General features: G+C 60.4%; 23 protein-coding genes. 21 read left to right on the forward strand and 2 right to left on the reverse strand.

Annotated features, from left to right (window positions below; genetic code table 11):
- Positions 1–73: 73 nt before the first annotated feature.
- The 14 genes from eno (at position 74) to NBH21_RS06105 (ending at position 12,792) form a co-directional block, all read left to right on the forward strand.
- Complete coding sequence (eno, locus tag NBH21_RS06040) at positions 74–1,348, forward strand: phosphopyruvate hydratase (RefSeq protein ID WP_163905456.1); 1,275 nt, start codon at positions 74–76, stop codon at positions 1,346–1,348.
- A gap of 142 nt (positions 1,349–1,490) precedes the next feature.
- Positions 1,491–1,808 (forward strand): FtsB family cell division protein, encoded by a 318-nt coding sequence (locus NBH21_RS06045; protein WP_250914677.1) that lies wholly within the window; start codon positions 1,491–1,493, stop codon positions 1,806–1,808.
- A gap of 148 nt (positions 1,809–1,956) precedes the next feature.
- Positions 1,957–3,003 (forward strand): pyruvate dehydrogenase (acetyl-transferring) E1 component subunit alpha, encoded by a 1,047-nt coding sequence (pdhA, locus tag NBH21_RS06050; protein WP_250914678.1) that lies wholly within the window; start codon positions 1,957–1,959, stop codon positions 3,001–3,003.
- A gap of 18 nt (positions 3,004–3,021) precedes the next feature.
- Complete coding sequence (locus tag NBH21_RS06055; RefSeq protein ID WP_250914679.1) at positions 3,022–4,413, forward strand: pyruvate dehydrogenase complex E1 component subunit beta; 1,392 nt, start codon at positions 3,022–3,024, stop codon at positions 4,411–4,413.
- 15 nt (positions 4,414–4,428) lie between these two features.
- Positions 4,429–5,769 carry a pyruvate dehydrogenase complex dihydrolipoamide acetyltransferase gene (locus tag NBH21_RS06060; RefSeq protein WP_250914680.1) on the forward strand — a complete coding sequence of 447 codons (1,341 nt, stop codon included), beginning with the start codon at positions 4,429–4,431 and terminating at the stop codon, positions 5,767–5,769.
- Between the two features lie 16 nt (positions 5,770–5,785).
- Complete coding sequence (locus NBH21_RS06065; protein ID WP_250914681.1) at positions 5,786–6,238, forward strand: hypothetical protein; 453 nt, start codon at positions 5,786–5,788, stop codon at positions 6,236–6,238.
- Positions 6,235–6,873 carry an SGNH/GDSL hydrolase family protein gene (locus NBH21_RS06070; protein WP_250914682.1) on the forward strand — a complete coding sequence of 213 codons (639 nt, stop codon included), beginning with the start codon at positions 6,235–6,237 and terminating at the stop codon, positions 6,871–6,873. Before NBH21_RS06065 ends, NBH21_RS06070 begins: the two co-directional genes overlap by 4 nt.
- Before the next feature lie 90 nt (positions 6,874–6,963).
- A complete protein-coding gene (locus NBH21_RS06075) occupies positions 6,964–7,203 on the forward strand; it encodes an HP1242/YdcH family protein (protein WP_250914683.1) in 240 nt (79 codons plus the stop codon).
- A 77-nt stretch (positions 7,204–7,280) separates the two neighbouring features.
- The gene (lpdA, locus tag NBH21_RS06080) at positions 7,281–8,726 is read left to right on the forward strand and encodes a dihydrolipoyl dehydrogenase (RefSeq protein WP_250914684.1); all 1,446 of its coding nucleotides are present in this window, start codon (positions 7,281–7,283) and stop codon (positions 8,724–8,726) included.
- A gap of 65 nt (positions 8,727–8,791) precedes the next feature.
- Positions 8,792–9,046 (forward strand): GlsB/YeaQ/YmgE family stress response membrane protein, encoded by a 255-nt coding sequence (locus NBH21_RS06085; protein WP_250914685.1) that lies wholly within the window; start codon positions 8,792–8,794, stop codon positions 9,044–9,046.
- 42 nt (positions 9,047–9,088) lie between these two features.
- The gene (gene lipA / locus NBH21_RS06090; RefSeq protein ID WP_250914686.1) at positions 9,089–10,072 is read left to right on the forward strand and encodes a lipoyl synthase; all 984 of its coding nucleotides are present in this window, start codon (positions 9,089–9,091) and stop codon (positions 10,070–10,072) included.
- Between the two features lie 74 nt (positions 10,073–10,146).
- On the forward strand, positions 10,147–10,716 hold the full coding sequence (locus NBH21_RS06095) for a P-loop NTPase family protein (RefSeq protein ID WP_250914687.1): 570 nt from the start codon (positions 10,147–10,149) through the stop codon (positions 10,714–10,716).
- A 182-nt stretch (positions 10,717–10,898) separates the two neighbouring features.
- On the forward strand, positions 10,899–12,302 hold the full coding sequence (locus NBH21_RS06100; RefSeq protein WP_250914688.1) for a pyridoxal phosphate-dependent decarboxylase family protein: 1,404 nt from the start codon (positions 10,899–10,901) through the stop codon (positions 12,300–12,302).
- A 40-nt stretch (positions 12,303–12,342) separates the two neighbouring features.
- Positions 12,343–12,792, forward strand: a complete 450-nt coding sequence (locus tag NBH21_RS06105) for a type II toxin-antitoxin system RatA family toxin (RefSeq protein ID WP_250914689.1) — start codon at positions 12,343–12,345, stop codon at positions 12,790–12,792.
- A gap of 19 nt (positions 12,793–12,811) precedes the next feature.
- Here the strand turns inward: NBH21_RS06105 and NBH21_RS06110 are convergent, their stop codons facing one another.
- The gene (locus NBH21_RS06110; protein WP_250914690.1) at positions 12,812–13,309 is read right to left on the reverse strand and encodes a CinA family protein; all 498 of its coding nucleotides are present in this window, start codon (positions 13,307–13,309) and stop codon (positions 12,812–12,814) included.
- Positions 13,306–14,520 (reverse strand): bifunctional 2-C-methyl-D-erythritol 4-phosphate cytidylyltransferase/2-C-methyl-D-erythritol 2,4-cyclodiphosphate synthase, encoded by a 1,215-nt coding sequence (locus NBH21_RS06115; RefSeq protein WP_250914691.1) that lies wholly within the window; start codon positions 14,518–14,520, stop codon positions 13,306–13,308. The genes NBH21_RS06110 and NBH21_RS06115 overlap by 4 nt, the downstream gene beginning before the upstream one ends.
- A gap of 187 nt (positions 14,521–14,707) precedes the next feature.
- On the opposite strand from NBH21_RS06115, the gene dusB reads away from it, so the two are divergent.
- The 7 genes from dusB (at position 14,708) to NBH21_RS06150 (ending at position 24,538) form a co-directional block, all read left to right on the forward strand.
- A complete protein-coding gene (gene dusB / locus NBH21_RS06120) occupies positions 14,708–15,712 on the forward strand; it encodes a tRNA dihydrouridine synthase DusB (RefSeq protein ID WP_280924968.1) in 1,005 nt (334 codons plus the stop codon).
- Positions 15,709–16,842: a two-component system sensor histidine kinase NtrB gene (locus NBH21_RS06125; RefSeq protein WP_250914692.1), complete on the forward strand. Its 1,134-nt coding sequence runs from the start codon at positions 15,709–15,711 to the stop codon at positions 16,840–16,842. Before dusB ends, NBH21_RS06125 begins: the two co-directional genes overlap by 4 nt.
- Positions 16,842–18,293, forward strand: a complete 1,452-nt coding sequence (gene ntrC, locus NBH21_RS06130; protein WP_250914693.1) for a nitrogen regulation protein NR(I) — start codon at positions 16,842–16,844, stop codon at positions 18,291–18,293. Before NBH21_RS06125 ends, ntrC begins: the two co-directional genes overlap by 1 nt.
- 193 nt (positions 18,294–18,486) lie before the next feature.
- A complete protein-coding gene (locus NBH21_RS06135) occupies positions 18,487–20,757 on the forward strand; it encodes a sensor histidine kinase NtrY-like (protein WP_250914694.1) in 2,271 nt (756 codons plus the stop codon).
- Complete coding sequence (gene ntrX, locus NBH21_RS06140; RefSeq protein WP_250914695.1) at positions 20,747–22,111, forward strand: nitrogen assimilation response regulator NtrX; 1,365 nt, start codon at positions 20,747–20,749, stop codon at positions 22,109–22,111. Before NBH21_RS06135 ends, ntrX begins: the two co-directional genes overlap by 11 nt.
- 58 nt (positions 22,112–22,169) lie before the next feature.
- Positions 22,170–23,546, forward strand: coding sequence for a Trk system potassium transporter TrkA (trkA, locus tag NBH21_RS06145; RefSeq protein WP_250914696.1), 1,377 nt, complete (start codon positions 22,170–22,172; stop codon positions 23,544–23,546).
- A gap of 128 nt (positions 23,547–23,674) precedes the next feature.
- The gene (locus NBH21_RS06150; RefSeq protein ID WP_250914697.1) at positions 23,675–24,538 is read left to right on the forward strand and encodes a D-amino-acid transaminase; all 864 of its coding nucleotides are present in this window, start codon (positions 23,675–23,677) and stop codon (positions 24,536–24,538) included.
- Positions 24,539–24,562: the final 24 nt, after the last annotated feature.

A 24,562-nucleotide genomic window follows, 5' to 3' on the forward strand; every position in this document is an offset into this window, starting at 1 on the left:
ATTGTATTTTCCCTTGCTTCGATTAAGAGAAGGCCGTCCTCTTCTCTCGACTAAGAGCCATCAGGGAGCCAACATGACCGCCATTACCGACATCATCGGCCGCGAAATACTCGACAGCCGCGGCAATCCGACCGTAGAGGTCGACGTCTATCTCGAAGACGGCAGCATGGGCCGCGCGGCGGTTCCGTCGGGTGCCTCGACCGGCGCGCATGAAGCCGTTGAACTGCGTGACGGCGGGAGCCGTTACCTGGGTAAGGGTGTCGAGAAGGCTGTCGATGCCGTCAACACCGAAATCTTCGATGCGATCGGCGGTCTCGATGCCGAGAACCAGATCCAGCTCGACCGGATCATGATCGAACTCGACGGTACGCCGAACAAGTCCCGCCTCGGTGCAAACGCCATCCTCGGCGTCTCGCTCGCCATCGCCAAGGCAGCAGCCGAATCCTCCGGTCTGCCGCTCTATCGCTATGTCGGCGGTCCGAACGCCCACGTTCTCCCGGTTCCGATGATGAACATCATCAACGGCGGCGCGCATGCCGACAACCCGATCGATTTCCAGGAATTCATGATCATGCCGGTCGGAGCGGACAACATCCGCGACGCCGTTCGCATGGGCTCGGAAGTCTTCCACACCCTGAAGAAGGAACTGGCTGCCCAGGGTCACAACACCAATGTAGGTGACGAAGGCGGTTTCGCTCCGGGTCTCGAAAGCGCGCCTGCTGCTCTCGATTTCATCATGAAGTCGATCGAAAAGGCCGGCTACCGTCCGGGTGAGGACATGTTCCTGGCACTCGACTGCGCCTCCACCGAATTCTTCAAGGACGGCAAGTACGTTCTGGAAGGCGAAGGCCGCACGCTCGAGCCGGAAGCAATGGCTGACTATCTCGCCGAGCTTGCCGCCAAATACCCGATCATCTCGATCGAAGACGGCATGGCTGAAGACGACTGGGCTGGCTGGAAGGCCCTGACCGACAAGATCGGCTCCAAGGTGCAGTTGGTCGGCGACGACCTGTTCGTCACCAACTCGGCCCGCCTGCGCGACGGTATCAAGATGGGCGTTGCCAACTCGATCCTCGTCAAGGTCAACCAGATCGGCTCGCTCTCCGAGACCCTCGATGCCGTCGAGACCGCCCACAAGGCTCGCTACACCGCAGTCATGTCGCACCGCTCCGGCGAAACCGAGGACTCGACGATCGCCGACCTCGCCGTCGCAACCAATTGCGGTCAGATCAAGACCGGCTCGCTGGCCCGTTCGGACCGGCTCGCAAAGTACAACCAGCTGATCCGCATCGAGGAAGCCCTTGGCCCGCAGGCCACCTATGCCGGCACCTCCATCCTGCGCGGCTGATTTTTCCGATTGCGGCATTTTCGGCCCGCGCTCCTGAAAAGGGGCGCGGGCTTTTTCGTTTGCCATCACTCTCGGTCAACGAACGGTTAAGCTCTGAACGCTAATCTGAATGAACTGTTTTGCGTTTCAGGACATCGTGCATATGTGGACCAGGCATCACAAAAAAAGAAAATTCGGACGCCTCGTTCTTCCCGCTGTCACTGTCGCCTTTCTTTCCTATTTCGGCTATCATTCCGTGCATGGCGACTTCGGTCTGCGTGCAGCACAGGAGTTCGGGCGCCAGCGCGTGGTTCGCAGCGGTGAGCTTGCGCAGCTTGTGGCTCAGCGCAAGCAGCTTGAGCGGCAGGTCGAACTGATGAGCGACGGCTCGCTGGAACGTGACATGATCGATGAGAAGGCGCGTTACCAGCTGAATATGTCCAGGCCCGACGAAATCGTCATTTTTGACAAGGCCTTGTGATTATCCAAAATCAGGTTAATTTTAAAATTCATAAAAAATTCATGTGCTTACATAGAATGTGAGGCATGCAATTCTAGCATTGCGGTTGAGCTCTTTCTTGCTTATTCTGCGGCCAACCAAATTCGACCATAACGCACGGGAGGGATGAATGGCGCCGCGCAAATCCGCGACTGCTACCAGCCGCAAAACTACGGCCAAGCCTGCGAAGAAGGATTTCACCGAAGGAGCGATCAGCGAATTCGATCGCGATACGGAGCTTAAGGCTTATCGCGAAATGCTTCTTATCCGCCGCTTCGAGGAAAAGGCCGGCCAGCTCTATGGCATGGGCTTCATTGGCGGTTTCTGTCACCTTTATATCGGTCAGGAAGCTGTCGTCGTTGGCATGCAGATGGCGCTTAAGGATGGCGACCAGGTCATCACCGGTTATCGTGACCATGGCCACATGCTGGCCTGCGGCATGAGTGCCCGCGGCGTCATGGCCGAGCTTACCGGTCGTCGTGGCGGCTTGTCCAAGGGGAAGGGCGGCTCGATGCACATGTTCTCCAAGGAGAAGAACTTCTACGGCGGTCACGGCATCGTTGGTGCGCAGGTGTCACTCGGCACCGGTCTCGCTTTCGCCAACAGCTATCGTGACAACGGTCTCGTCTCGGTCGCCTACTTCGGTGACGGCGCTGCCAACCAGGGTCAGGTCTACGAGAGCTTCAACATGGCCGAACTCTGGAAGCTCCCGGTCATCTACGTGATCGAGAACAACCGCTATGCCATGGGCACGTCCGTTTCCCGCGCTTCCGCCCAGACGAACTTCTCGCAGCGCGGCGTGTCCTTCAATATCCCCGGCATTCAGGTCGATGGTATGGATGTCCGAGCTGTCCGCGCCGCCGGTGAGCAGGCTGCCGAATATTGCCGCAACGGCAAGGGGCCGGTCATCCTCGAAATGATGACCTATCGTTATCGCGGTCACTCCATGTCCGACCCGGCGAAGTATCGCTCGAAGGATGAAGTGCAGAAGATGCGTTCCGAGCACGATCCGATCGAGCAGGTACGCAATCGCCTGCTGGAAAAGGGCTGGGCAAGTGAAGAAGAGCTGAAGCAGATCGACAAGGACGTCCGCGACATCGTTGCCGACAGCGCCGATTTCGCCCAGGCCGACCCGGAGCCGGATGCATCCGAGCTCTACACCGATATCCTGTTGTAAGTTGGGAGAGGGTAACCCATGCCAATCGATATTCTCATGCCTGCCCTTTCTCCGACCATGGAAGAGGGTACCCTCTCCAAGTGGGTCAAGAAGGAAGGCGATTCCGTGAAGTCCGGCGACGTGATTGCCGAAATCGAAACCGACAAGGCCACCATGGAAGTGGAGGCCGTTGACGAAGGCGTGCTCGGCAAGCTTCTGGTTGCTGCCGGCACGGAAAACGTCAAGGTCAACACGCCAATCGCAGTGCTGCTGCAGGATGGCGAAACCGCCGCTGACATCGGAACCGAAAAGCCTGCCGCTCTGCCGAAGGCCGACGTTGCTCCGGCTCCCGCCGCTGTCGAAGCCGAAAAGCCGGCTGCTTCCGCGTCGGTTCCGGCCGCACCCGTCGCAACCGTCGCCGCCGATCCGGATATCCCGGCCGGCACCGAGATGGTGACCATGACCGTTCGCGAAGCGCTTCGCGAAGCCATGGCCGAGGAAATGCGCTCCAATCCGGATGTCTTCATCATGGGTGAGGAAGTCGCCGAGTATCAGGGCGCCTACAAGATCACCCAGGGCCTTCTGCAGGAATTCGGTCCGAAGCGCGTGGTCGACACCCCGATCACCGAGCACGGCTTTGCCGGCGTCGGCGTCGGTGCGGCCATGGCAGGCCTTCGCCCGATCGTCGAGTTCATGACCTTCAACTTCGCCATGCAGGCGATTGACCAGATCATCAACTCCGCCGCCAAGACGCTCTACATGTCCGGTGGCCAGATGGGCGCACCGATCGTGTTCCGTGGCCCGAACGGCGCGGCCGCCCGCGTTGCGGCTCAGCACAGTCAGGACTATGCGGCCTGGTACAGCCACATTCCGGGCCTCAAGGTCATCCAGCCCTATACGGCTGCCGATGCCAAGGGTCTGCTGAAGGCTGCCATCCGCGATCCGAACCCGGTGATCTTCCTCGAAAACGAAATCCTCTACGGTCATTCTTTCGAGGTGCCGAAGCTCGATGATTTCGTCCTGCCGATCGGCAAGGCACGCATCCACAAGGCCGGCTCCGACGTCACGGTCGTATCCTGGGGCATCGGCATGACCTATGCCACCAAGGCCGTCGAGGAACTGTCCAAGGAAGGCATCGACGTTGAACTGATCGACCTTCGCACCATCCGTCCAATGGACATCCCGACCGTGGTTGAATCGGTCAAGAAGACCGGTCGTCTCGTCACGGTCGAGGAAGGTTATCCGCAGTCGTCGGTTGGCACCGAGATCGCCACCCGCGTCATGCAGCAGGCCTTCGATTACCTCGATGCGCCGATCCTGACGATTGCCGGCAAGGACGTTCCGATGCCTTATGCGGCAAACCTCGAAAAGCTGGCGCTGCCGAATGTCGGCGAAGTCGTCCAGGCGGTGAAAACCGTCTGCTACAAGTAACGGGAGGGTAAGCACATGCCGATCAACATCACGATGCCGGCACTCTCCCCTACCATGGAAGAGGGCAACCTTGCCAAGTGGCTCGTCAAGGAAGGCGACCAGATCAAGTCGGGCGATGTGATTGCCGAGATCGAGACCGACAAGGCGACCATGGAAGTGGAAGCCGTTGACGAAGGTACGATCGCAAAGATCCTCGTTCCGGCCGGTACCGAAGGCGTCAAGGTCAACACCCTGATTGCCGTTCTCGCTGCTGAAGGCGAGGATGTTCAGGCCGCCGCCGCAGGCGGTGCTGCGTCCGCTCCCGCTCCGAAGGCTGAAGCCGCACCTGCTGCCCAGCCTGCTCCGGTTGCCGCAGCGCCCGTCGCTGCCGCGGCCCCGGTTGCTGCTGCACCGGCAAAGTCGGATGGCAATCGCGTCTTCGCTTCGCCGCTGGCCCGTCGTCTGGCCAAGGAGGCCGGTCTCGACCTTTCCGTCGTCTCCGGCACCGGCCCGCATGGCCGCGTCGTCAAGAGCGATATCGAGAAGACAATTGCGTCCGGTGGCGCAAAGGCTGCTCCGGCTGCTGCCGCATCGGCCGCCACTCCGGCTCCCGCCCTTGCCAAGGGTGCGGGCGACGACGCCGTTCTCAAGCTGTTCGAGCAGGGTTCTTACGAGGTCCTGCCGCATGACGGCATGCGCAAGACGATCGCCTCGCGCCTGCTGGAATCGCACCAGACCGTTCCGTCCTATTTCGTCTCGATGGATTGCGAGATCGACGCACTGCTGAAGCTGCGCGCCGACATCAACAAGTCCGCCCCGACGGTGAAGACGGAAAAGGGCGAAGTTCCAACCTTCAAGCTGTCGGTCAACGACTTCATCATCAAGGCGATGGCGCTTGCGCTCCGCGACGTTCCGGCGGCAAACGCCTCCTGGACCTCCACGGCACGCCTCCTGCACAAGCATTCGGATGTCGGCGTGGCGGTTGCCATTCCGGACGGCCTCATTACGCCGATCATCCGCAAGGCCGAGCAGAAGACGCTGTCCGTCATCTCCAACGAGATGAAGGATCTCGCCAAGCGCGCCCGTGACAAGAAGCTGAAGCCGGACGAATATCAGGGCGGCACCACCGCGGTGTCCAATCTCGGCATGTTCGGTGTGTCGAACTTCACCTCGATCATCAATCCGCCGCATGCATCGATCGTCTCGATCGGCGCCGGCATTGAAAAGCCGGTGGTGAAGAACGGCGAGATCAAGATCGGCACGGTCATGACCGCGACCTTCGCCTTCGACCACCGCGTCATCGATGGAGCGCTCGGCGCCGAACTCGCTTCGGCCTTCAAGCGCTATATCGAAAGCCCGATGGGCATGCTGGTCTGACCGGAGGCCGTCACTGATGAAGGTGCTTGGAGCGGGCAAGGCAACACGAAGCATTGAAATGCGCACCTTGAAAGCGTCGTTTCAGGCAGCGCTGGTTGCTTGCCTTGCCGGCTTCGGAACCTTCACCGGGGTTCTGGGAATGTTGGCGCCGGACGGCGGAGATGAGCCGGCAGTGCCGCAGGATATCTTGCTTGTCGGGGTGAACCTTTTGCCGCTCGCTGCGATAGCGTTTTTGGCATCGTCGGTGGGGCTTTTTTTGGGTCTGCGGATCCTGCACTGGATCATGGCAGGCTTGATGGCTTGCTTTGTTGCCGGAGTTGCTGGGCTGTGGCTCCGGTTTGCTGATCGACAGTCTTTTGTCGATCAGGCCTTCGTTATAGCGCTTCTGTTGCCGGGGCTTGGTCTGCTCGCAGGGCATTGGGCCTACCTCGCGTGGAAGTCACGTTTTTCGTTGGGAGAGCGTTCTTGAAATCCGTTCTCTGCTACGGCGATAGCCTGACCTGGGGATACGATCCGGAAAACATGGGCCGGCATGCCTATGAGGATCGTTGGACGAGCGTGCTGCAGCGCGCGCTTGGAACCGAGGTCAACGTCATTGCTGAAGGCCTGAACGGGCGGACCACCGCCTACGACGACCATCTGGCCGATTGCGACCGCAATGGCGTGAAACTGCTGCCGAGCGTGCTGGAAACGCACAAGCCTCTGGATCTCGTGATCCTCATGCTCGGCACCAACGACATGAAGCAAAGTGTTGCCGGGACTGCGATCGCTGCCGCCAAGGGTATTGGTCGCCTGATCCGGCAGATCAGGCTGCATGACTGGGGTTTTGATTTCGACGGTCCGGATGTGCTGGTGGTTTCGCCGCCTCCGGTCTGCGAAACCGCCAATGCTGCCTTCGCTGCCACGTTCAGGGGCGCGCTGGACGAATCGGCCATGCTCGCAAGTCTCTACCGGGATCTTGCCGATGAAAACGGTTGCGGTTTCTTCGATGCCGGACTGGTGGCGAAGACCACGCCGCTTGATGGAATTCACCTGGACGCGGCCAATACGCGCGCCATCGGGCGTGGTCTCGAGCCGGTCGTGCGGATGATGTTGGGTTTGTGATTTCGATCCGGGAAAATTGATCAGGATCAAGGAGAAAGGCTGCCGGGTGACTAGGCTTTGGATATCGACCGACAAAAGAGGAGATATCGAATGTCGAACACCCCGCACGAAATCCAGGACGAGTTTCCGGAATATGCAGACAAGATGCACGCGCTGAAGGCTGGTGACGAGCGTTTTGGCAAGCTTCTGGAAGACTACCGCGAGGTGAACCGTGCGATCCATCGCGCCGAGACCGAGGTCGAGCCGGTCGGCGACGTGCAGATGGAAACGATGCGCAAGCAGCGCATGGTTCTGAAGGATGAAATCTACGGGATGCTGACCAAGGCTTGATCGGGCTGGTCTCATCCCTCGGAAGGGCTCCGTCGCAGGATGGAGCCCGCTCCGGACAAAAAGGGAGATGAAGACCAGTGTCCAACGCCTATGACGTCATCATTATCGGCTCCGGCCCCGGCGGTTACATTGCCGCAATCCGCGCTGCCCAGCTTGGCCTGAAGACCGCCATCGTTGAGCGCGAACATCTGGCCGGCATCTGCTCCAATTGGGGCTGCATTCCCACTAAGGCGCTGCTGCGTTCCGCCGAAATCCTGCATTACGCCCAGCATCCGGGTGAATACGGCATCAAGGTCGAAGGCACTGTTACGCCGGACCTGAAGGCGATCGTCGCCCGCTCGCGCGGGATCGCGCAGCGTATGAACGGCGGTGTCGGCTTCCTGATGAAGAAGAACAAGGTCGATGTCATATGGGGTGAGGCGAAGCTCACCAAGCCCGGCGAGATCGTCGTTTCCAAGACCACCAAGGCGATCCAGCAGCCGCAGGCTCCGCTTCCGAAGAATGTGCTGCCGGAAGGCACCTATACTGCCAAGCACGTTGTCGTCGCCACCGGCGCGCGTCCGCGTGCGCTTCCAGGCATCGAGCCGGATGGCAAGCTGATCTGGACCTATTTCGAGGCGATGAAGCCCGAGGAAATGCCGAAGTCCCTGCTCGTCATGGGCTCCGGCGCCATCGGCATTGAATTCGCCTCCTTCTACCGCACCATGGGTGTCGACGTGACAGTCGTCGAGGTCATGACCCAGGTCATGCCGGTCGAGGATGCCGAAATATCCGCACTGGCGAAGAAGCAGTTCGAGAAGCAGGGCATGAAGATCCTGCTGGAAGCCAAGGTCGCCAAGGTCGAGAAGGGCGCAAACTCCATCACCGCCCATGTCCAGAAGAAGGACGGCTCGGTCGAGAAGATCACTGCCGACCGCATGATTTCGGCTGTCGGCGTTCAGGCCAATATCGAGAACATCGGCCTTGAGGCGCTCGGCGTGAAGACCGATCGCGGCTTCATCGCCATCGACGGTTACGGCAAGACCAACGTACCGGGCATCTATGCGATCGGCGACGTCGCAGGTCCGCCGATGCTGGCGCACAAGGCCGAGCACGAAGCCGTCATCTGCATCGAGAAGCTGGCAGGCCTTCCGAATGTCCATCCGATGGACAAGGCCAAGATCCCGGGTTGCACCTATTGCCACCCGCAGGTCGCCTCGGTTGGTCTCACGGAGGCCAAGGCCAAGGAGCAGGGCCGCGACATCCGCGTCGGCCGCTTCCCCTTCGTCGCCAACGGCAAGGCCATCGCGCTCGGCGAAGACCAGGGTCTGGTCAAGACCATCTTCGACAAGAAGACCGGCGAGCTTCTCGGAGCCCACATGGTGGGCGCGGAAGTAACCGAACTCATCCAGGGCTTCGTGGTGGCGATGAACCTCGAAACCACTGAGGAAGAGCTGATGCACACCATCTTCCCGCATCCGACCATTTCGGAAACGCTGAAGGAAAGCGTACTGGACGCCTATGGCCGCGCGTTGAACGCCTGAGCCTGTTGTGATGTTCTATGCTGCGGCCTATATAGGCCGCGGATATCCCACGGAAGGATGTGGCAATGGCAGGCTTTGAAATCGGCTGGTTCCTGATGCTGATCGTTGGCGGTCTCGCCGGCTGGCTGGCGGGTAAGTTCATGGATGTACGTTTCGGCGTACTGATGAACATCATCATCGGTATCGTCGGCGCGGCCATCGCATCCGCGGTTTTCCGGCGCTTCGGCGTCTTCGTGGAAGGCGACTGGCTCGGTTATCTGATCACCAGCTTTGTCGGCGCCTGCATATTGCTCTTCGTCGTCAAGCTGGTGCGACGCTAAACTCATTCGCCGCAAATGGCAGCGGCAAAGGAAGGCTGAACCATGGTCACCATCCTCGACAGGACCAATCCCGAGGAGAAGCGAGTCCGTCACCCGGAAAAGGCCCACCGGCCCGATACCGAGGTGTTGCGCAAGCCGGAATGGATCCGCGTCAAGGCCCCGACCTCGAAAGGCTATGCGGAGACGCGCGATCTGGTGCGCAGCCACAAGCTGGTCACCGTCTGCGAGGAAGCCGGTTGCCCGAACATCGGCGAGTGCTGGGACAAGAAGCACGCCACCTTCATGATCATGGGCGAGATCTGTACGCGCGCCTGTGCCTTCTGCAACGTGTCGACAGGCAAGCCGAACGCGCTCGATCTCGACGAGCCGGAAAACGTCGCCAAGGCCGTGAAACAGATGGGCCTGTCCCATGTGGTCATCACCTCCGTCGACCGTGACGATCTGGAAGACGGCGGCGCCGAGCATTTCGAGAAGGTGATCTGGGCGATCCGTGCCGCTTCGCCCCAGACGACCATCGAAATCCTGACGCCGGACTTTCTCAAGAAGCCGGGCGCTCTGGAGCGCGTGGTCGCCGCAAAGCCCGACGTCTTCAACCACAACATGGAAACCGTTCCGGGCAACTATCTGACCGTTCGTCCCGGTGCACGTTACTTCCACTCCGTCCGCCTCCTGCAGCGCGTGAAGGAGTTGGACCCGACGATGTTCACCAAGTCCGGCATCATGGTCGGTCTCGGCGAGGAGCGGAATGAAGTCCTCCAACTGATGGACGATCTCAGGAGCGCCGATGTCGACTTCCTGACCATCGGCCAGTATCTGCAGCCGACCCGCAAGCATCATCAGGTGATGAGCTTCGTCACACCCGACGAGTTCAAGTCTTACGAGACGGTCGCTTATGCTAAGGGCTTCCTGATGGTCTCCTCGAGCCCGCTCACGCGCTCGTCCCACCATGCCGGTGACGACTTCGCGCGTCTGAAGGCCAATCGCGAAAAGATGCAGACTGAAAAGGCCGTTCGGGTCGGCGCTTAAAAACGATCCGGTAGATATGTTATGCACGGGCGTTCCGGATGTCGGAGCGCCCGTCTTGTATTGGAGCCTCGCCCATGCCTGCCCGTTACATCGATGTGGAAACGGCGGCGCGGTTGTTGCTGGGATGTAAGCGTTTGCTGGTGCTCGGCTGTTCCGGCAGCGGAAAAAGCACTCTGTCCCGCAAACTCGGAGAGAGGCTGGATCTGCCGCACATTTCCATGGATCGCGAGGTGTTCTGGTTGCCCGGCTGGCAGCAGCGACCGCGCGATGAGATGTTGGAGCGCATCACGGAGATCGTGGCGAGGCCACGCTGGATCATGGATGGTACCAACCCGCGAACGCTGCCAGTCAGGCTGCCGCGAACGGACCTCGTCATCTGGATGCGGCCGCCGCGTCTGGTGTCGCTTTATGGTGTCTTGTCACGCGGTATCCGTTACCGCGGACGCAGTCGACCGGAAATGGCGGACGGTTGCCCCGAGAGGGTGACGCTGGAGTTCCTGCGCTATGTCTGGAATTTCGAGCAGCACTCCGCCCCTCAGGTCGATGCGCAACTGGCCGCCTTTTCCTGGGAGATACCGGTGCTTACGCTGAGATCGCATGCCGATGCGGCGCGCCTGCTCGCTGGTCTGGGCAACGACCGGTAAGAACACCGTCGTCACCTTTTAATCCCGCGTTTTCGGCAGCTGACGCACCCTTACGAACGCCCTTGGCGACCGAAAGGGTTATTGCCCGATACGGGCCGGAGGCCTACGCTTTCTTTGGCCGGAAGTGCCGTTTTTAACGCCCCATGCTGCGTGTGGGTAATCCGGCAGAAGGAAGGGCCGGAATGGATATCGGTTCGCTTTTCACCCAGGCCGCGCGCCATGCTGCAAAGTTTCGCGAAGCTCGTAGCAATGGCATGCAGCGTGCAGAAAACGATTACGCCGCCGAAATCGCTCTCTTCTCTTCTGAGCTTCCGCAAACCGGTCTGCCGGCAGAGCAGGTGCTCGAGGAATTGGTCACAAAAGCGTCGCCGGGGCTGCAGCTCATGGTCGGGCCACGCTTTTTCGCCTGGGTCGTCGGTGGATCGCACCCCATGGGGGTGGCTGCGGACTTCCTGACCTCGGCCTGGGGCCAGAATGCCGGCAATCACGTCGCGGCGCCCGCCGCCGCTGCGGCGGAACTCGTCGCTGGCCAATGGCTTCTGGAATTGCTGGATCTGCCACGGGAGGCATCGGTCGGCTTCGTCACCGGTGCGACCATGGCCAATTTCACCTGCCTTGCGGCAGCACGAAGCGCAGTACTTCGCGCAAGGGGATGGGACGCCGATGCCATGGGTCTGTTCTCTGCTCCTCCCATTTCGGTTCTGATTGGCGATGATGCTCACGCGACCGTCTTTTCCGCCTTGCAATTTCTCGGTCTCGGCCATGACCGCGTGGTCCGGATACCGACCGACAGACAGGGCAGGATTGTTCCCGAAGCTTTCGAGAATGCCTGCGCGGGCATCCACGGACCCGCGATCGCCATTTTGCAGGCGGGCCAGATCAACACTGGCGGGTTCGACAATTTCCGCCGGCTTATACCGGCCGCGCGGCGTTGCGGTGCGTGGGTCCACGTCGATGGCGCCTTCGGGCTCTGGGCAAATACAGTTGAGGCAAGGCGACACCTGCGAGCCGGCGTCGGGGATGCGGACAGTTGGGCGTCCGATGGCCACAAATGGCTGCAGACGCCCTATGACTGCGGCTATGCCATCGTCCGTGATGCCGACAGCCATCATCGAGCCATGACGATTGCCGCAAGCTACCTGCCTATGGCGGAGCAGGGCGAGCGTGATCCCTCGCACTATGTACCCGAACTGTCCCGGCGCGCGCGGGGCTTTGCCACCTGGGCAATGATCCGCCACCTGGGGCGCGACGGGATCTCGGCCATAATCGACCGAAATTGCCGGGCTGCGGCGCTGGTTGCCGACAGAGTGTCCGCCGTGCCGGGTATTGCCGTCCTGAACGACGTCGTGCTGAACCAGGCGATCGTTCGTTTCGGAAGCGATAGCGAACCGGAAGAGGCGGATCGGATGACGGAAAGCGTGATTGCTCTGCTGCGTGAGCGGGGAGAAATATTCGTCGGCGGGGCAGTTTGGCGTGGCCGAAAGGTCATGCGTTTCTCTGTCTCGAATTTCCAGACGGATGAGAAGCAGGCTTCATGGGCCGCGGATGCAATTATCCGGGCCTTTCACGATGTCGAAGGCGGATAGACGGCTTGTCTCTTGTTTCCCGATTGAATATCTGGGGGGTATGCCAGAATTCGAGACCAGACGTACCGTTCGTCATTCCGCAACCCAGATGTTCGACCTCGTCGCCGATGTCGAACGCTACCCGGAATTCCTGCCTCTTTGCGAGGCGCTGGCGATTCGTTCGCGCCGCGAACGTGACGGTAAGGAACTGCTGATCGCGGACATGACCGTGGGCTACAAGGCGATCCGCGAAACCTTTACCACGCAGGTGCTTCTGGTGCCGGTCGATCGCCTGATCGACGTGAAGTATATCGAAGGTCCGTTTCGATATCTCGATAATCGCTGGCGTTTCGAGGAACGGCCGGATGGCGGCTGCGACGTCAACTTCTTCATCAGCTACGAATTCAAGAATCGCATCCTCGGCGCCCTGATGGGGTCGATGTTCGACCGTGCTTTCCGCATGTTCACGGATGCTTTCGAGGCGCGAGCGGACAAGGTCTACACGGTCTGACGACTGCCCACTGAAAAGCTCAGCCGGCAACGGCGACCAGTAGTTCGAAGGCGGTGCGCACTGTCGCGAGCCTGATTTCCGTCCGACCGATGTCGCCATAGCGCATTTCGCGATGGATTAGCAGTCCGCTCTGGCTCTTGGCTGCCAGATGAACGAGGCCGACAGGCTTTTCAGCCGTCCCGCCGGTCGGACCAGCAACCCCCGTAACAGCAACGGCGATATTGGCGCCCGAGCGGCGCAGCGCGCCATCGACCATCTGCAGCGCCGTCTCGCGGGATACTGCACCGAAGCGCGTCAGAACCTCGGAGGAAACACCAAGCATGTCGGCCTTCGCCTGGTTGGAATAGGTGACGAAACCACGGTCCACCGCAGCTGAGGAACCGGAGACTTCGGTCAGCGCACCGGCAATCAAGCCGCCTGTGCAGGATTCGGCGGTTGCGATCGTCAGGCCGCGGGCCGAAAAATCGGCAACGATGCGGGCGGCGGAAGCTTCGATATCTTCTGGAAAGATCGTCATTTTACCGACACTCCATAGACCACCGTCGCCGTGGCGATTGCCGCGATGCCCTCGCGACGGCCGACGAAACCGATCTTCTCGTTGGTGGTTGCCTTGACCGAGCAGCGGTCCAGCGTGATTGCGAGAATCTCGGAGAGCTTTTCCCGCATTTCCAGTCTGTGAGGCCCGATCTTCGGCTCTTCGGCGATAAGGGATATGTCTGCATTCATGATCGTGCCGCCGTTCTCGCGGACGATGCGGGCCGCATGCTCCAGAAAGATCCGAGAGGGCGCGCCCTTCCATTGCGGATCCGAAGGCGGGAAATGATCGCCGATATCGCCGGCGCCGCAGGTGGCGAGCAGGGCATCGGTGAGCGCGTGCAGCGCGACGTCTGCGTCGGAGTGGCCCTTCAGCTTCTGATCGTGGGGGATGAATATGCCGCAAAGCGTCACGCCGTCGCCGGGTTCCAGCTGATGCACGTCGTAGCCGTTGCCGGTGCGGACGTCGGGCAGGGCTGCGGGGCTGGAAAGTTTGGCATCGGCCATGGCGATATCCTTCTTCACGGTCAGTTTCACGTTATCGGGCGAACCTTCTACCAACTGCACCGGAATGCCGGCCCATTCCGCGATTGATGCATCGTCGGTGAAGTCGCTGCGGCCGTCCGCCGCGGCCCTTTCATGGGCACCGAGAATCACCGGCAGCGCAAAGGCTTGTGGCGTCTGCGCCGCGAAAAGGCCCGCGCGAGGTACTGTTTCGGCGACGTGCCCGTCTGCGCTCGATCGCTTCAGCGTATCGGTAACCGGCATCACGGGCAGCGCGCCGGCATTACCCTCATCGAGAGAGGTCGCCACACGGTTGAGGAGAGCGTCGTCCAAAAACGGGCGGACCGCATCATGGATCATCACGTGACCTGCGCCGTGTTGCGAAAGAGCGCGTAGACCTTCCAGAACGGACTGCTGGCGGGTCGCTCCCCCGTTTACAGTAATGACCCTGTTCCCTCCGCTCAGGGAAAGTCGCATGTTTTCAAAAAGTTCATGGTCATCCTGATGGATAACCGCAATGATCGGTCCGGACCTCTTCCAGGCGAGGAATTTCTCCAGGGTATGCGCGATTACCGGGCGTCCGCCGATCCTGCGATACTGTTTCGGTCCCTCGACGGAGGCGCCAGCGCGCTCTCCGCGTCCTGCCGCCACGACAATGATACCGATAGAGGCAACTTCGCGTTGTTGCATTGCAGCGTTCGACCTGTGTAAAAGAGATAAGGACACAAAAAATTCGCAAGCGTGGTCTACCGGCTGAGCTTCGGTTTTTCCAGCATTTGCCCGAATTTTTATCGCGCCCCCTCGGATTTCACTTGGCAAGCGTACAATCTCTGTCTAAAAATAGTGCAAATTTGAAGCGTGCCCGAAAGATAATCATTTGAGTTCTGCTGCACTGAATACGCCATTCGAGATCGGGTCGGTCGCGATACGCAATCGCGTGATTCTGGCTCCGATGTCCGGTGTCAGCGATTTGCCGTTTCGCAGGCTGGCATGGCGTTTCGGGGCCGGCCTCGTGGTGACCGAGATGGTCGCAAGCCGTGAACTCGCTCACAATGCTCCAGAATCATGGTCCCGTCTGCAGGGTGCCGATATCAATCCGCACATGGTGCAGCTCGCCGGGCGTGAAGCCTACTGGATGGGCGAGGCGGCCCGCATTGCCGAAGCCAATGGCGCCGATATCATCGACATCAACATGGGCTGTCCGGCCAAGAAGGTGACGGGCGGTTATTCCGGCTCGGCACTGATGCGCGATCCCGACCACGCACTGACGCTGGTCGAGGCAACGGTAAATGCCGTGAAGGTGCCGGTGACGCTGAAGATGCGGCTGGGCTGGGACGAGAATTCCCTGAACGCCCCGGAAATTGCTCTTCGGGCTGAAGCTGCCGGCGTGAAGATGATTATCGTACATGGCCGCACGCGCATGCAATTCTATGAGGGACGGGCCGATTGGGACGCCATCGCCAGAGTGCGGGACGTGGTGTCCGTGCCGCTGGTTGCCAATGGCGATGTGGAGACGCGCGAAGACGCCGACGAGATCCTGCGCCGCTCCGGTGCCGATGCGGTGATGGCCGGGCGGGCGTGCCAAGGGCGCCCCTGGCACGCCGGCTGGCTTGCCGGTGGCGCGGGTCCTGACGCTTCCGAGATTCCCGCGCTCGTCAGCGAACATTATGAGGCAATGCTCGGCCATTACGGGCGCGATGTCGGTATAAGGCATGCCCGCAAGCACCTGGGCTGGTATCTCGACCGATTTGCACCGGAGGCATCTGCTGCCGCCAAGGGAGAAATCATGACGTCGAAGGACGCCGATTTCGTTTCGAAATCGCTTTTCAGCGTGCTGTCTGAGGCGCTGTCCGCCGCAGATAGCCGACAGGAGGCCGCATGAACGCGAATAACGGCGGCAACGGGCTGGCCATGGCAGTGCTCAACTCGGTCCAAAATCCGGTAGTGATGGTCGATACCAACGGCCATATCGCTTTCGCGAACTGGGAAGCCGAGGCATTCTTCGGTGCGAGCGCTGCGCATCTGTCCCGCTACAAGCTGTCCACCTTCATTCCCTTCGGCAGCCCGCTGCTTTCGCTGATCGATCAGGTCCGCGAACGCCGTGCGCCGGTGAACGAATACCGGGTTGACCTCAGCTCGCCCCGCCTCGGGCAGGACAAGCTGGTGGACCTCTATGTTGCTCCGGTGGTCAACCAGCCGGGTGATGTGGTCATCGTCTTCCAGGAACGGTCGATGGCCGACAAGATCGACCGGCAACTGACGCACCGCGCAGCAGCCCGTTCGGTGACCGGCCTCGCATCGATGCTGGCCCACGAGATCAAGAACCCGCTCTCCGGCATCCGCGGTGCTGCGCAATTGCTCGAAACCTCCGTCACAGACGAAGACCGTGCGTTGACGCGGCTGATCTGCGACGAGACGGACCGCATCGTTTCGCTGGTCGACCGTATGGAGGTCTTCTCCGATGAGCGGCCGGTCGACCGGATTTCCCTGAACATTCACTCGGTGCTCGACCATGTGAAGGCGATCGCCAAGGCCGGTTTTGCCAGAAATATCCGCATCACCGAGAACTACGACCCGTCGCTGCCGCCGGTTTACGCCAATCGCGACCAGCTTGTGCAGGTGTTCCTGAATCTCATCAAGAATGCCGCCGAGGCGATCGGTGACCGGCCGGATGGCGAAATACAGCTGACGACGGCCTATCGCCCGGGTATCCGCCTGTCGGTTGCCGGATCCCGCGAGAAGATTTCCCTGCCGCTCGAATTCTGCGTGCACGACAATGGCCCCGGTGTGCCATCCGACCTGCTGCCGCATCTTTTCGATCCCTTTATTACCACCAAGACCAATGGTTCCGGCCTTGGGCTGGCGCTGGTCGCCAAGATCATTGGCGGCCATGGCGGCATCGTCGAATGCGACAGCCAGGCGAACCGAACGACTTTCCGCGTGTTGATGCCCGTCTCCAAGGACATCCCGCTTGATGAAGAACCCCCGGCGAAATCCACAGGAAGCTTCTGATGACTGCAACGATTCTTGTCGCTGATGACGACGCAGCCATTCGCACCGTATTGAATCAGGCCTTGACCCGCGCCGGCTACGAAGTCCGGATCACGTCCAATGCCGCCACCCTGTGGCGCTGGGTTTCCGCCGGTGAGGGTGACCTTGTCGTCACCGACGTCGTCATGCCGGACGAGAACGCCTTCGATCTCCTGCCGCGCATCAAGAAGGCACGGCCCGATTTGCCGGTGCTGGTCATGAGCGCCCAGAACACGTTCATGACCGCGATCAAGGCCTCGGAGAAGGGCGCTTACGACTACCTGCCGAAGCCCTTCGATCTGACGGAGCTGATAGCCATCATCGGCCGTGCGCTTGCCGAACCGAAGAAGAAGCCGGCCCGTCTCGACGACGACATGCAGGATGGCATGCCGTTGGTCGGTCGCTCTGCGGCCATGCAGGAAATCTACCGCGTTCTCGCGCGCCTGATGCAGACCGACCTAACGCTGATGATCACCGGCGAATCGGGCACCGGTAAGGAACTGGTCGCCCGTGCGCTGCATGATTACGGAAAGCGCCGCAACGGTCCTTTCGTCGCCATCAACATGGCCGCGATCCCGCGTGACCTGATCGAATCGGAACTTTTCGGTCACGAGAAGGGTGCCTTCACCGGTGCTCAGACCCGTTCCACCGGCCGTTTCGAACAGGCAGAAGGCGGCACGCTCTTCCTCGATGAAATCGGCGACATGCCGATGGATGCGCAGACCCGTCTGCTGCGCGTGCTGCAGCAGGGCGAATATACGACCGTGGGCGGTCGCACGCCGATCCGCACCGACGTCCGGATCGTTGCCGCGACCAACAAGGACCTGAAGCATTCGATCAACCAGGGCCTCTTCCGCGAAGACCTCTATTATCGACTGAACGTCGTGCCGCTGCGCCTGCCGCCACTGCGCGACCGCGCGGAAGATATTCCGGATCTGGTCCGCCATTTCATCCAGCAGGGCGAAAAGGAAGGCCTCGATCCGAAGCGATTCGACAACGAGGCGCTGGAGGTGATGAAGGCCTATGCCTGGCCGGGCAACGTCCGCGAGCTGGAAAACGTCGTCCGCCGCCTGATGGCGCTCTATCCGCAGGACGTGATTTCCCGCGAAATCGTCGAGCAGGAACTGCGCTCCGACATTGCCGACAGCCCGATCGCCAAGGTGGGCGTGCCGGCGGGCTCCATGACGATTTCGCAGGCCGTCGAGGAAAACATGCGAACCTATTTCGCAAGCTTCGGCGACGCCCTGCCGCCTTCGGGCCTCTATGACCGGGTACTCACCGAAATGGAATATCCGCTGATTCTTGCCGCGCTCACCGCGACGCGTGGCAACCAGATCAAGGCTGCCGATCTGCTCGGGCTCAACCGTAATACGTTGCGCAAAAAGATCCGCGAGCTGGGAGTTTCGGTCTACCGCAGTTCCCGCTCGGCTTGACAAAGCTGCAAGGCCCGTTGCAATTTCGCCACATTGCGTTGCTCAAAAGTCACGAAGCCTCGCGTACTCCGGTCCTGCCGGTTTGACAGGATCGGGTGGGAGTGTGACGCGAGGGAAGTGATCGACCCGCTTTCGGGTTCGGTCCGAGGTGCAGCATCGAATTGGGCTCTGCAGGCAGGGCGCGGGAGTTTTCATGGTCAGTCGGATGGCCGCGTCCGCAACGGATCTCGACGCCGCGACGGCCCATGACCGTCGCGCGTCCTTTGCCTTGCCCGGCCTCCTGGTCGCCGGCGGCGCGCTTGCATGCGCCATCTTCACACTGCCCGTGCTGCTCGGTCTCACGCCCATCGAACCTACGTCCCAGGTTCTGGTTGCCTCGGCGATCGTCAATTCTCTTTTCATCGTCGGCCTGATGTTCCTCATCGGTCGCGAGGTGACGCGGCTCCTGAAGGCGCGCACACGCGGCCGCGCCGCGGCCCGTCTGCATGTCCGTATCGTGGTGCTGTTCTCGATTGTGGCTATAACGCCGGCAATCCTCGTCGCGATCTTCGCAAGTATCACGCTGAATGTCGGTCTGGACCGATGGTTCTCCCTGAGAACGCAGTCCATCGTGTCTTCATCGATGAACGTCGCGCAGGCCTACATGCTGGAAAACGCCAGCTACCTTCAGGGCCAGACGATCTCGATGGCGAATGATCTGGAACGCAATCGCGCGCTCTATTATCTCGATCGCACCGGCTTCGTGCAGCTCCTGACCCGCCAGACCAAGGGACGCGGCATGCTCGGCGCCTTTCTTGTGCGTCAGGACGGCTCTTCGATCACGCAGGCTGACATAACAACCGAAAAGCCGCTGCCGGCTATCCCGAAGGACGCTCTGGAAAGTGCTGCTGCCGGCCAGCCGACGCTCATTCCGCCGGGTGTGACCAACCTCGTGGGCGCGATCATCAAGCTCGATTCCATTTCGGGCACTTACCTCTACACAATCCGCGCCGTCGATCCGAAGGTCATGTCGGCAATGCGGCTGATGGAGGAGAACACCGCCGAATACAAGGCGATGGAGGATGGTCGCACCACGCTGCAGATCGCTTTCGCCATTCTCTATCTTGGCTTTGCGCTGATCGTACTGCTGGCCGCGATCTGGACGGCAATCGCTGTCGCAGACCGTATCGTCCGGCCGATCCGTCTGCTGATTGGCGCCGCCGATAACGTTGCCTCGGGCAATATGAATGTTATCGTGCCGGTTCGTTCCGCTGATGGCGATGTCGGCAGCCTGTCGCGAACCTTCAACAAGATGATTACCCAGATCCGCAGCCAGCGCGACGAAATCCTTGAAGCCAAGGACGAGGTGGACGACCGGCGACGCTTCATCGAAGCCGTGCTTTCCGGCGTGACGGCCGCAGTCATTGGTGTGGAGGATGACGGGGTCATCACCATCGTAAATCCGTCCGCCGAATACTTCCTTGCGACGGCTTCCGAGGATCTGATCGGCCAGAAGCTCAGTCTCGTCGCTCCTGAGGTGGACCGTGTGCTGGCGGAAGCCGCCGTGCGTCATCGCGGCGAATATCGCGAGCAGATCAATCTGATCCGGGGCGGCAAGGAGCGGACGCTGAACGTTCAGGTGACGCGCGAGGAAACCCGCGGTTCCGAGGATTCCTACGTGATCACGCTCGACGATATCACTGATCTCGTCATTGCCCAGCGCTCGACTGCCTGGGCGGACGTTGCACGCCGTATCGCCCACGAAATCAAGAATCCGCTGACACCGATCCAGCTTTCCGCCGAACGCCTCAAGCGCCGCTACGGCAAGCATATCGCCGAGGACGACCGCGCCGTCTTCGACCAGTGTACCGACACCATCGTCCGCCAGGTCGAGGATATCGGACGCATGGTCGATGAATTCTCCGCTTTCGCCCGGATGCCGAAGCCGGCAAAGCAGAGCTCTGATCTGCGCGACGTGCTGCGCGATGCCGTATTTCTGCGCGAGATGGGCACGCACGGCATTAAGTTTACTCGTGAATTCGGCAACGAACCACTGCAGGGCAGTTTCGACGCTCGCATGCTGTCGCAGGCCGTCGGCAACCTCATCAAGAATGCGGTTGAGGCGATCGAGGCCGTGCCGAGCGAGGAATTGCCGGATGGCGGCAGGATCATGGTGCGTTCGTCCTTCGATCATGAGCAGGACCGTTTCGTCGTCGATGTGATCGACAACGGACGCGGCCTTCCGGTGGAGAACCGGCACCGCATTCTCGAACCCTACATGACGATGCGCGAGAAGGGCACCGGCCTCGGGCTCGCAATCGTGAAGAAGATTATTGAAGAACATGGTGGTCAGCTGGAGCTGCATGACGCTCCCGCCGATTTCGACCGGGGCAGGGGTGCTATGATCCGCATCGTCCTGCCGCGTCTTGAGACAATGACCATCATGGGCAATGAAAGCGATAAGGAAATGGTCCATGGCCTCTGATATTCTGGTAGTCGACGACGAAGAGGATATCCGCGAGATCGTCTCCGGCATCCTCAGCGACGAGGGGCACGAAACCCGCACCGCTCATGATGCCGACAGCGCGCTGGCTGCGATTTCGGATCGCGCGCCGCGTCTCGTATTTCTCGATATCTGGATGCAGGGCAGCCGGCTGGACGGCCTGTCGCTGCTGGACGAGATCAAGGCGCGGCATCCGGATCTTCCCGTCGTGATGATTTCCGGCCACGGTAACGTCGAGACGGCCGTTTCGGCAATCAAGCGCGGCGCTTTCGATTTCATCGAGAAGCCGTTCAAGGCGGATCGCCTGATCCTGATCGCGGAGCGCGCGCTCGAGAATTCCAAGCTGAAACGCGAGGTTTCCGAACTCAAGAAGCGCACGGGCGATGCCGTCGAGCTGATAGGTACTTCGGTTGCCGTTTCACAGCTTCGTCAGACGATCGAAAAGGTTGCCCCGACCAACAGCCGCATCATGATCTTCGGCCCTTCCGGTTCTGGCAAGGAACTGGTCGCACGCATGATCCACAAGCGGTCGAGCCGCGCGAGCGGCCCCTTCGTGACGCTCAACGCGGCGGCGATCACGCCTGATCGCATGGAGATCGCGCTGTTCGGCACCGAAGGCACGCCGGGCCAGCCGCGCCGCATCGGCGCGCTGGAGGAGGCCCACCGCGGTATCCTTTATCTCGACGAGATCGGCGAGATGCCACGCGAGACCCAGAACAAGATCCTTCGGGTTCTGGTCGAACAGCAGTTCGAACGTGTCGGTGGTTCCAAGCGCGTCAAGGTCGATGTGCGGGTCATCTCGTCTTCCGCCTACAACCTCGAAGGCATGATCGCGGAGGGGCAATTCCGGGAGGATCTGTTCCACCGGCTCGCCGTCGTGCCGATCAAGGTTCCGGCTCTTGCCGAACGGCGGGAGGACATTCCCTTCCTGGTCGACATGTTCATGCGTCAGGTATCCGAGCAGGCGGGTATCCGTCAGCGGCGGATCGGTGATGACGCAATGGCGGTCCTGCAGGCCAATGACTGGCCGGGCAATATCCGCCAGCTGCGCAACAACATCGAGCGCCTGATGATCCTGGCGCAGGGGGATAGCCCGGATACGCCGATTTCCGCCGAGATCCTGCCGCAGGACCTGTCGGAAATGCTGCCGAAGGTTTCGGCTCGCAACGATACCCATATCATGACGCTGCCCCTGCGCGAGGCGCGTGAGATGTTCGAGCGCGACTACCTGATCGCGCAGATCAACCGTTTCGGCGGGAATATTTCACGCACGGCTGAGTTTGTCGGCATGGAGCGCTCCGCACTTCATCGCAAACTGAAGTCGCTTGGCGTATAAGTCATGTGGCAGGCGGCCCTGACAGGGCCGCCTGATTCCCATTGCATGAAGAGGCATCATGAAAGTCATCATCTGCGGGGCAGGACAGGTTGGCTACGGTATCGCGGAGCGCTTGTCCCAGGAGGACAATGACGTTTCGGTCATCGATACCTCGGCATCGCTGGTAGCGCACATCACGGAGACGCTCGACGTTCGTGGTTATGTCGGCCATGGTGCCCATCCCGACATGCTGGCCAAGGCCGGTGCCGACGATGCCGACATGATCATTGCCGTGACGCTCTACGATGAGGTGAACATCGTCGCCTGCGAAGTCGCGCATGCGCTTTTCAACGTGCCGACCAAGATCGCACGCATCCGCGCTCAGAATTACATGCGGCCGGAATATGCCGATCTCTTCAGCCGGGAACACATCTCGATCGATGTAACGATCTCCCCCGAGATCGAAGTTGGCAAGATGGTCCTGAGGCGTATTTCCTTCCCCGGGGCGACGGATATCGTCCGCTTCGCGGAAGACCATATTGCCATGGTCGCCATCGAATGCATGGAGGATTGCCCGGTCCTCAATACGCCTTTGCATCAACTGAGCCAGCTTTTCCCGGACCTTATGGCGACGGTGACGGCGATCTATCGTAACGGCAGGCTTCATGTCGCGCAGTCAAACGACCAATTGCTGGTTGGCGATCTTGCCTATGTCATCTGCCAACGCGATCACACGCGCCGCACGCTTGGTCTGTTCGGTCATGATGAGCAGGAGGCGGGCCGCATTGTCATCGCTGGCGGCGGAAATATCGGGCAATACGTCGCTCGCACCATCGAGAAGATGCAGCCGAGGACCAGAATCAAGATTATCGAGAGCGACCGCGAACGGGCGGTCGCGATATCGGAGCGGTTGAAGAGCACCATCGTCCTGCACGGTTCCGCGCTCGATCAGGCGATCCTGCAGCAGGCCGATATTCAGGAAGCCGATCTGATGGTGACCCTCACCAACAACGATCAAATCAACATTCTCGGCGCGGCCATGGCCAAGCGCATGGGTTGCCGCTCCACCATGGCGTTGATCAACAATCCGGGCTTTCAGGAGCTGGCGACGGGTGTGGGCATCGATGCACACATCAATCCGCGCGCCGTAACGATCTCGCGCGTCCTCCAGCATGTCCGCAAAGGGCGCATCCTGTCAGTTTATGCCGTACAGAAAGGCATGGCCGAAGTGATCGAGGCCGAAGCGCTGGAGACATCACCGCTTGTCGGACGGCCTTTCCGCGATCTCGACCTGCCGCCTGGGCTTCGCATCGGTGCGATCTATCGCGACAAGGCGGTGATCCGGCCGAACGGCGAAACACGGATCAAGGCGAAGGACCGGGTTGTCATGTTCGCCACAGCCGATGCCGTCCGTGTTGTTGAACAGATGTTCCGCGTTTCCATTCAGTATTTCTAGAGCATAATCCGACCGGAGTGAAACGAGGATCGACAAGATTATGCTTCAAAAAGAAAACCTTAGAGCGCCGACCTGATTCCATCAGATCGGCGCTCTAATCTCGAAAATCCAGTTTCCGGAAGGCCGTGATGCCGAGAATTGCCTATGTCAACGGTCGCTATGTCCAGCATAACAAGGCCAGCGTTCACATTGAGGACCGCGGTTACCAGTTCGCCGATGGCGTCTATGAAGTATGTGAGATCCGTCACGGGCTTATCGTGGATCTGACCCGGCATCTCGATCGCCTCGATCGTTCCCTTTCTGAAATCCGTATCCGCCCGCCCATGTCGCGTGCGGCGCTGGTACAGGTGATCCGCGAGGTTGTCCGTCGCAATCATGTGAAGAACGGATTGTTCTATCTGCAGGTGACGCGCGGAGTTGCGAAACGGGATCACGTCTTCCCGTCAGCGGATACGCCGGCGTCGCTGGTGGTAACGGCCAAGAGCACCGATCCTTCGGTGATCGCCCGCAAGAACGCCTCCGGCATCAAGGCGATAACCGTGCCCGACAATCGCTGGGACCGGGTGGACATCAAGACGGTCGGCCTTCTGCCGAATGCGCTCGCCCGCCAAGCGGCCAAGGAGGCCGGTTCTCAGGAAGCGATTTTCATCGATCCCCGGGGCATGGTGACGGAAGGTGCGGCGACCAATGTCTGGATCGTCGACGCCGAGGGCAATCTCGTCACACGGCCGGCCGAACACGGCATCCTGCGCGGCATCACCCGCACGACGCTGATGGACGTGGCCAAGGTTCTGGGAATCTCGATCCGTGAAAGAGAGTTTTCGCGCGAGGAAATGCTTGGGGCGCGCGAGGTCTTTATTACCGCGGCGACGAGTATTTGCTTTCCGATTGTCGAAATCGACGGCATTTCCATCGCAAACGGCTATCCCGGAACGATTTCGGAGAAAATCCGGAGCGCTTTTTTCGACATTGCGGAAAAGACGGCGATTTGATACCACCTTCACGGTGAAGGGCCT

Source organism: Ciceribacter sichuanensis, assembly GCF_024055605.1.
Lineage (GTDB): Bacteria > Pseudomonadota > Alphaproteobacteria > Rhizobiales > Rhizobiaceae > Allorhizobium > Allorhizobium sichuanense.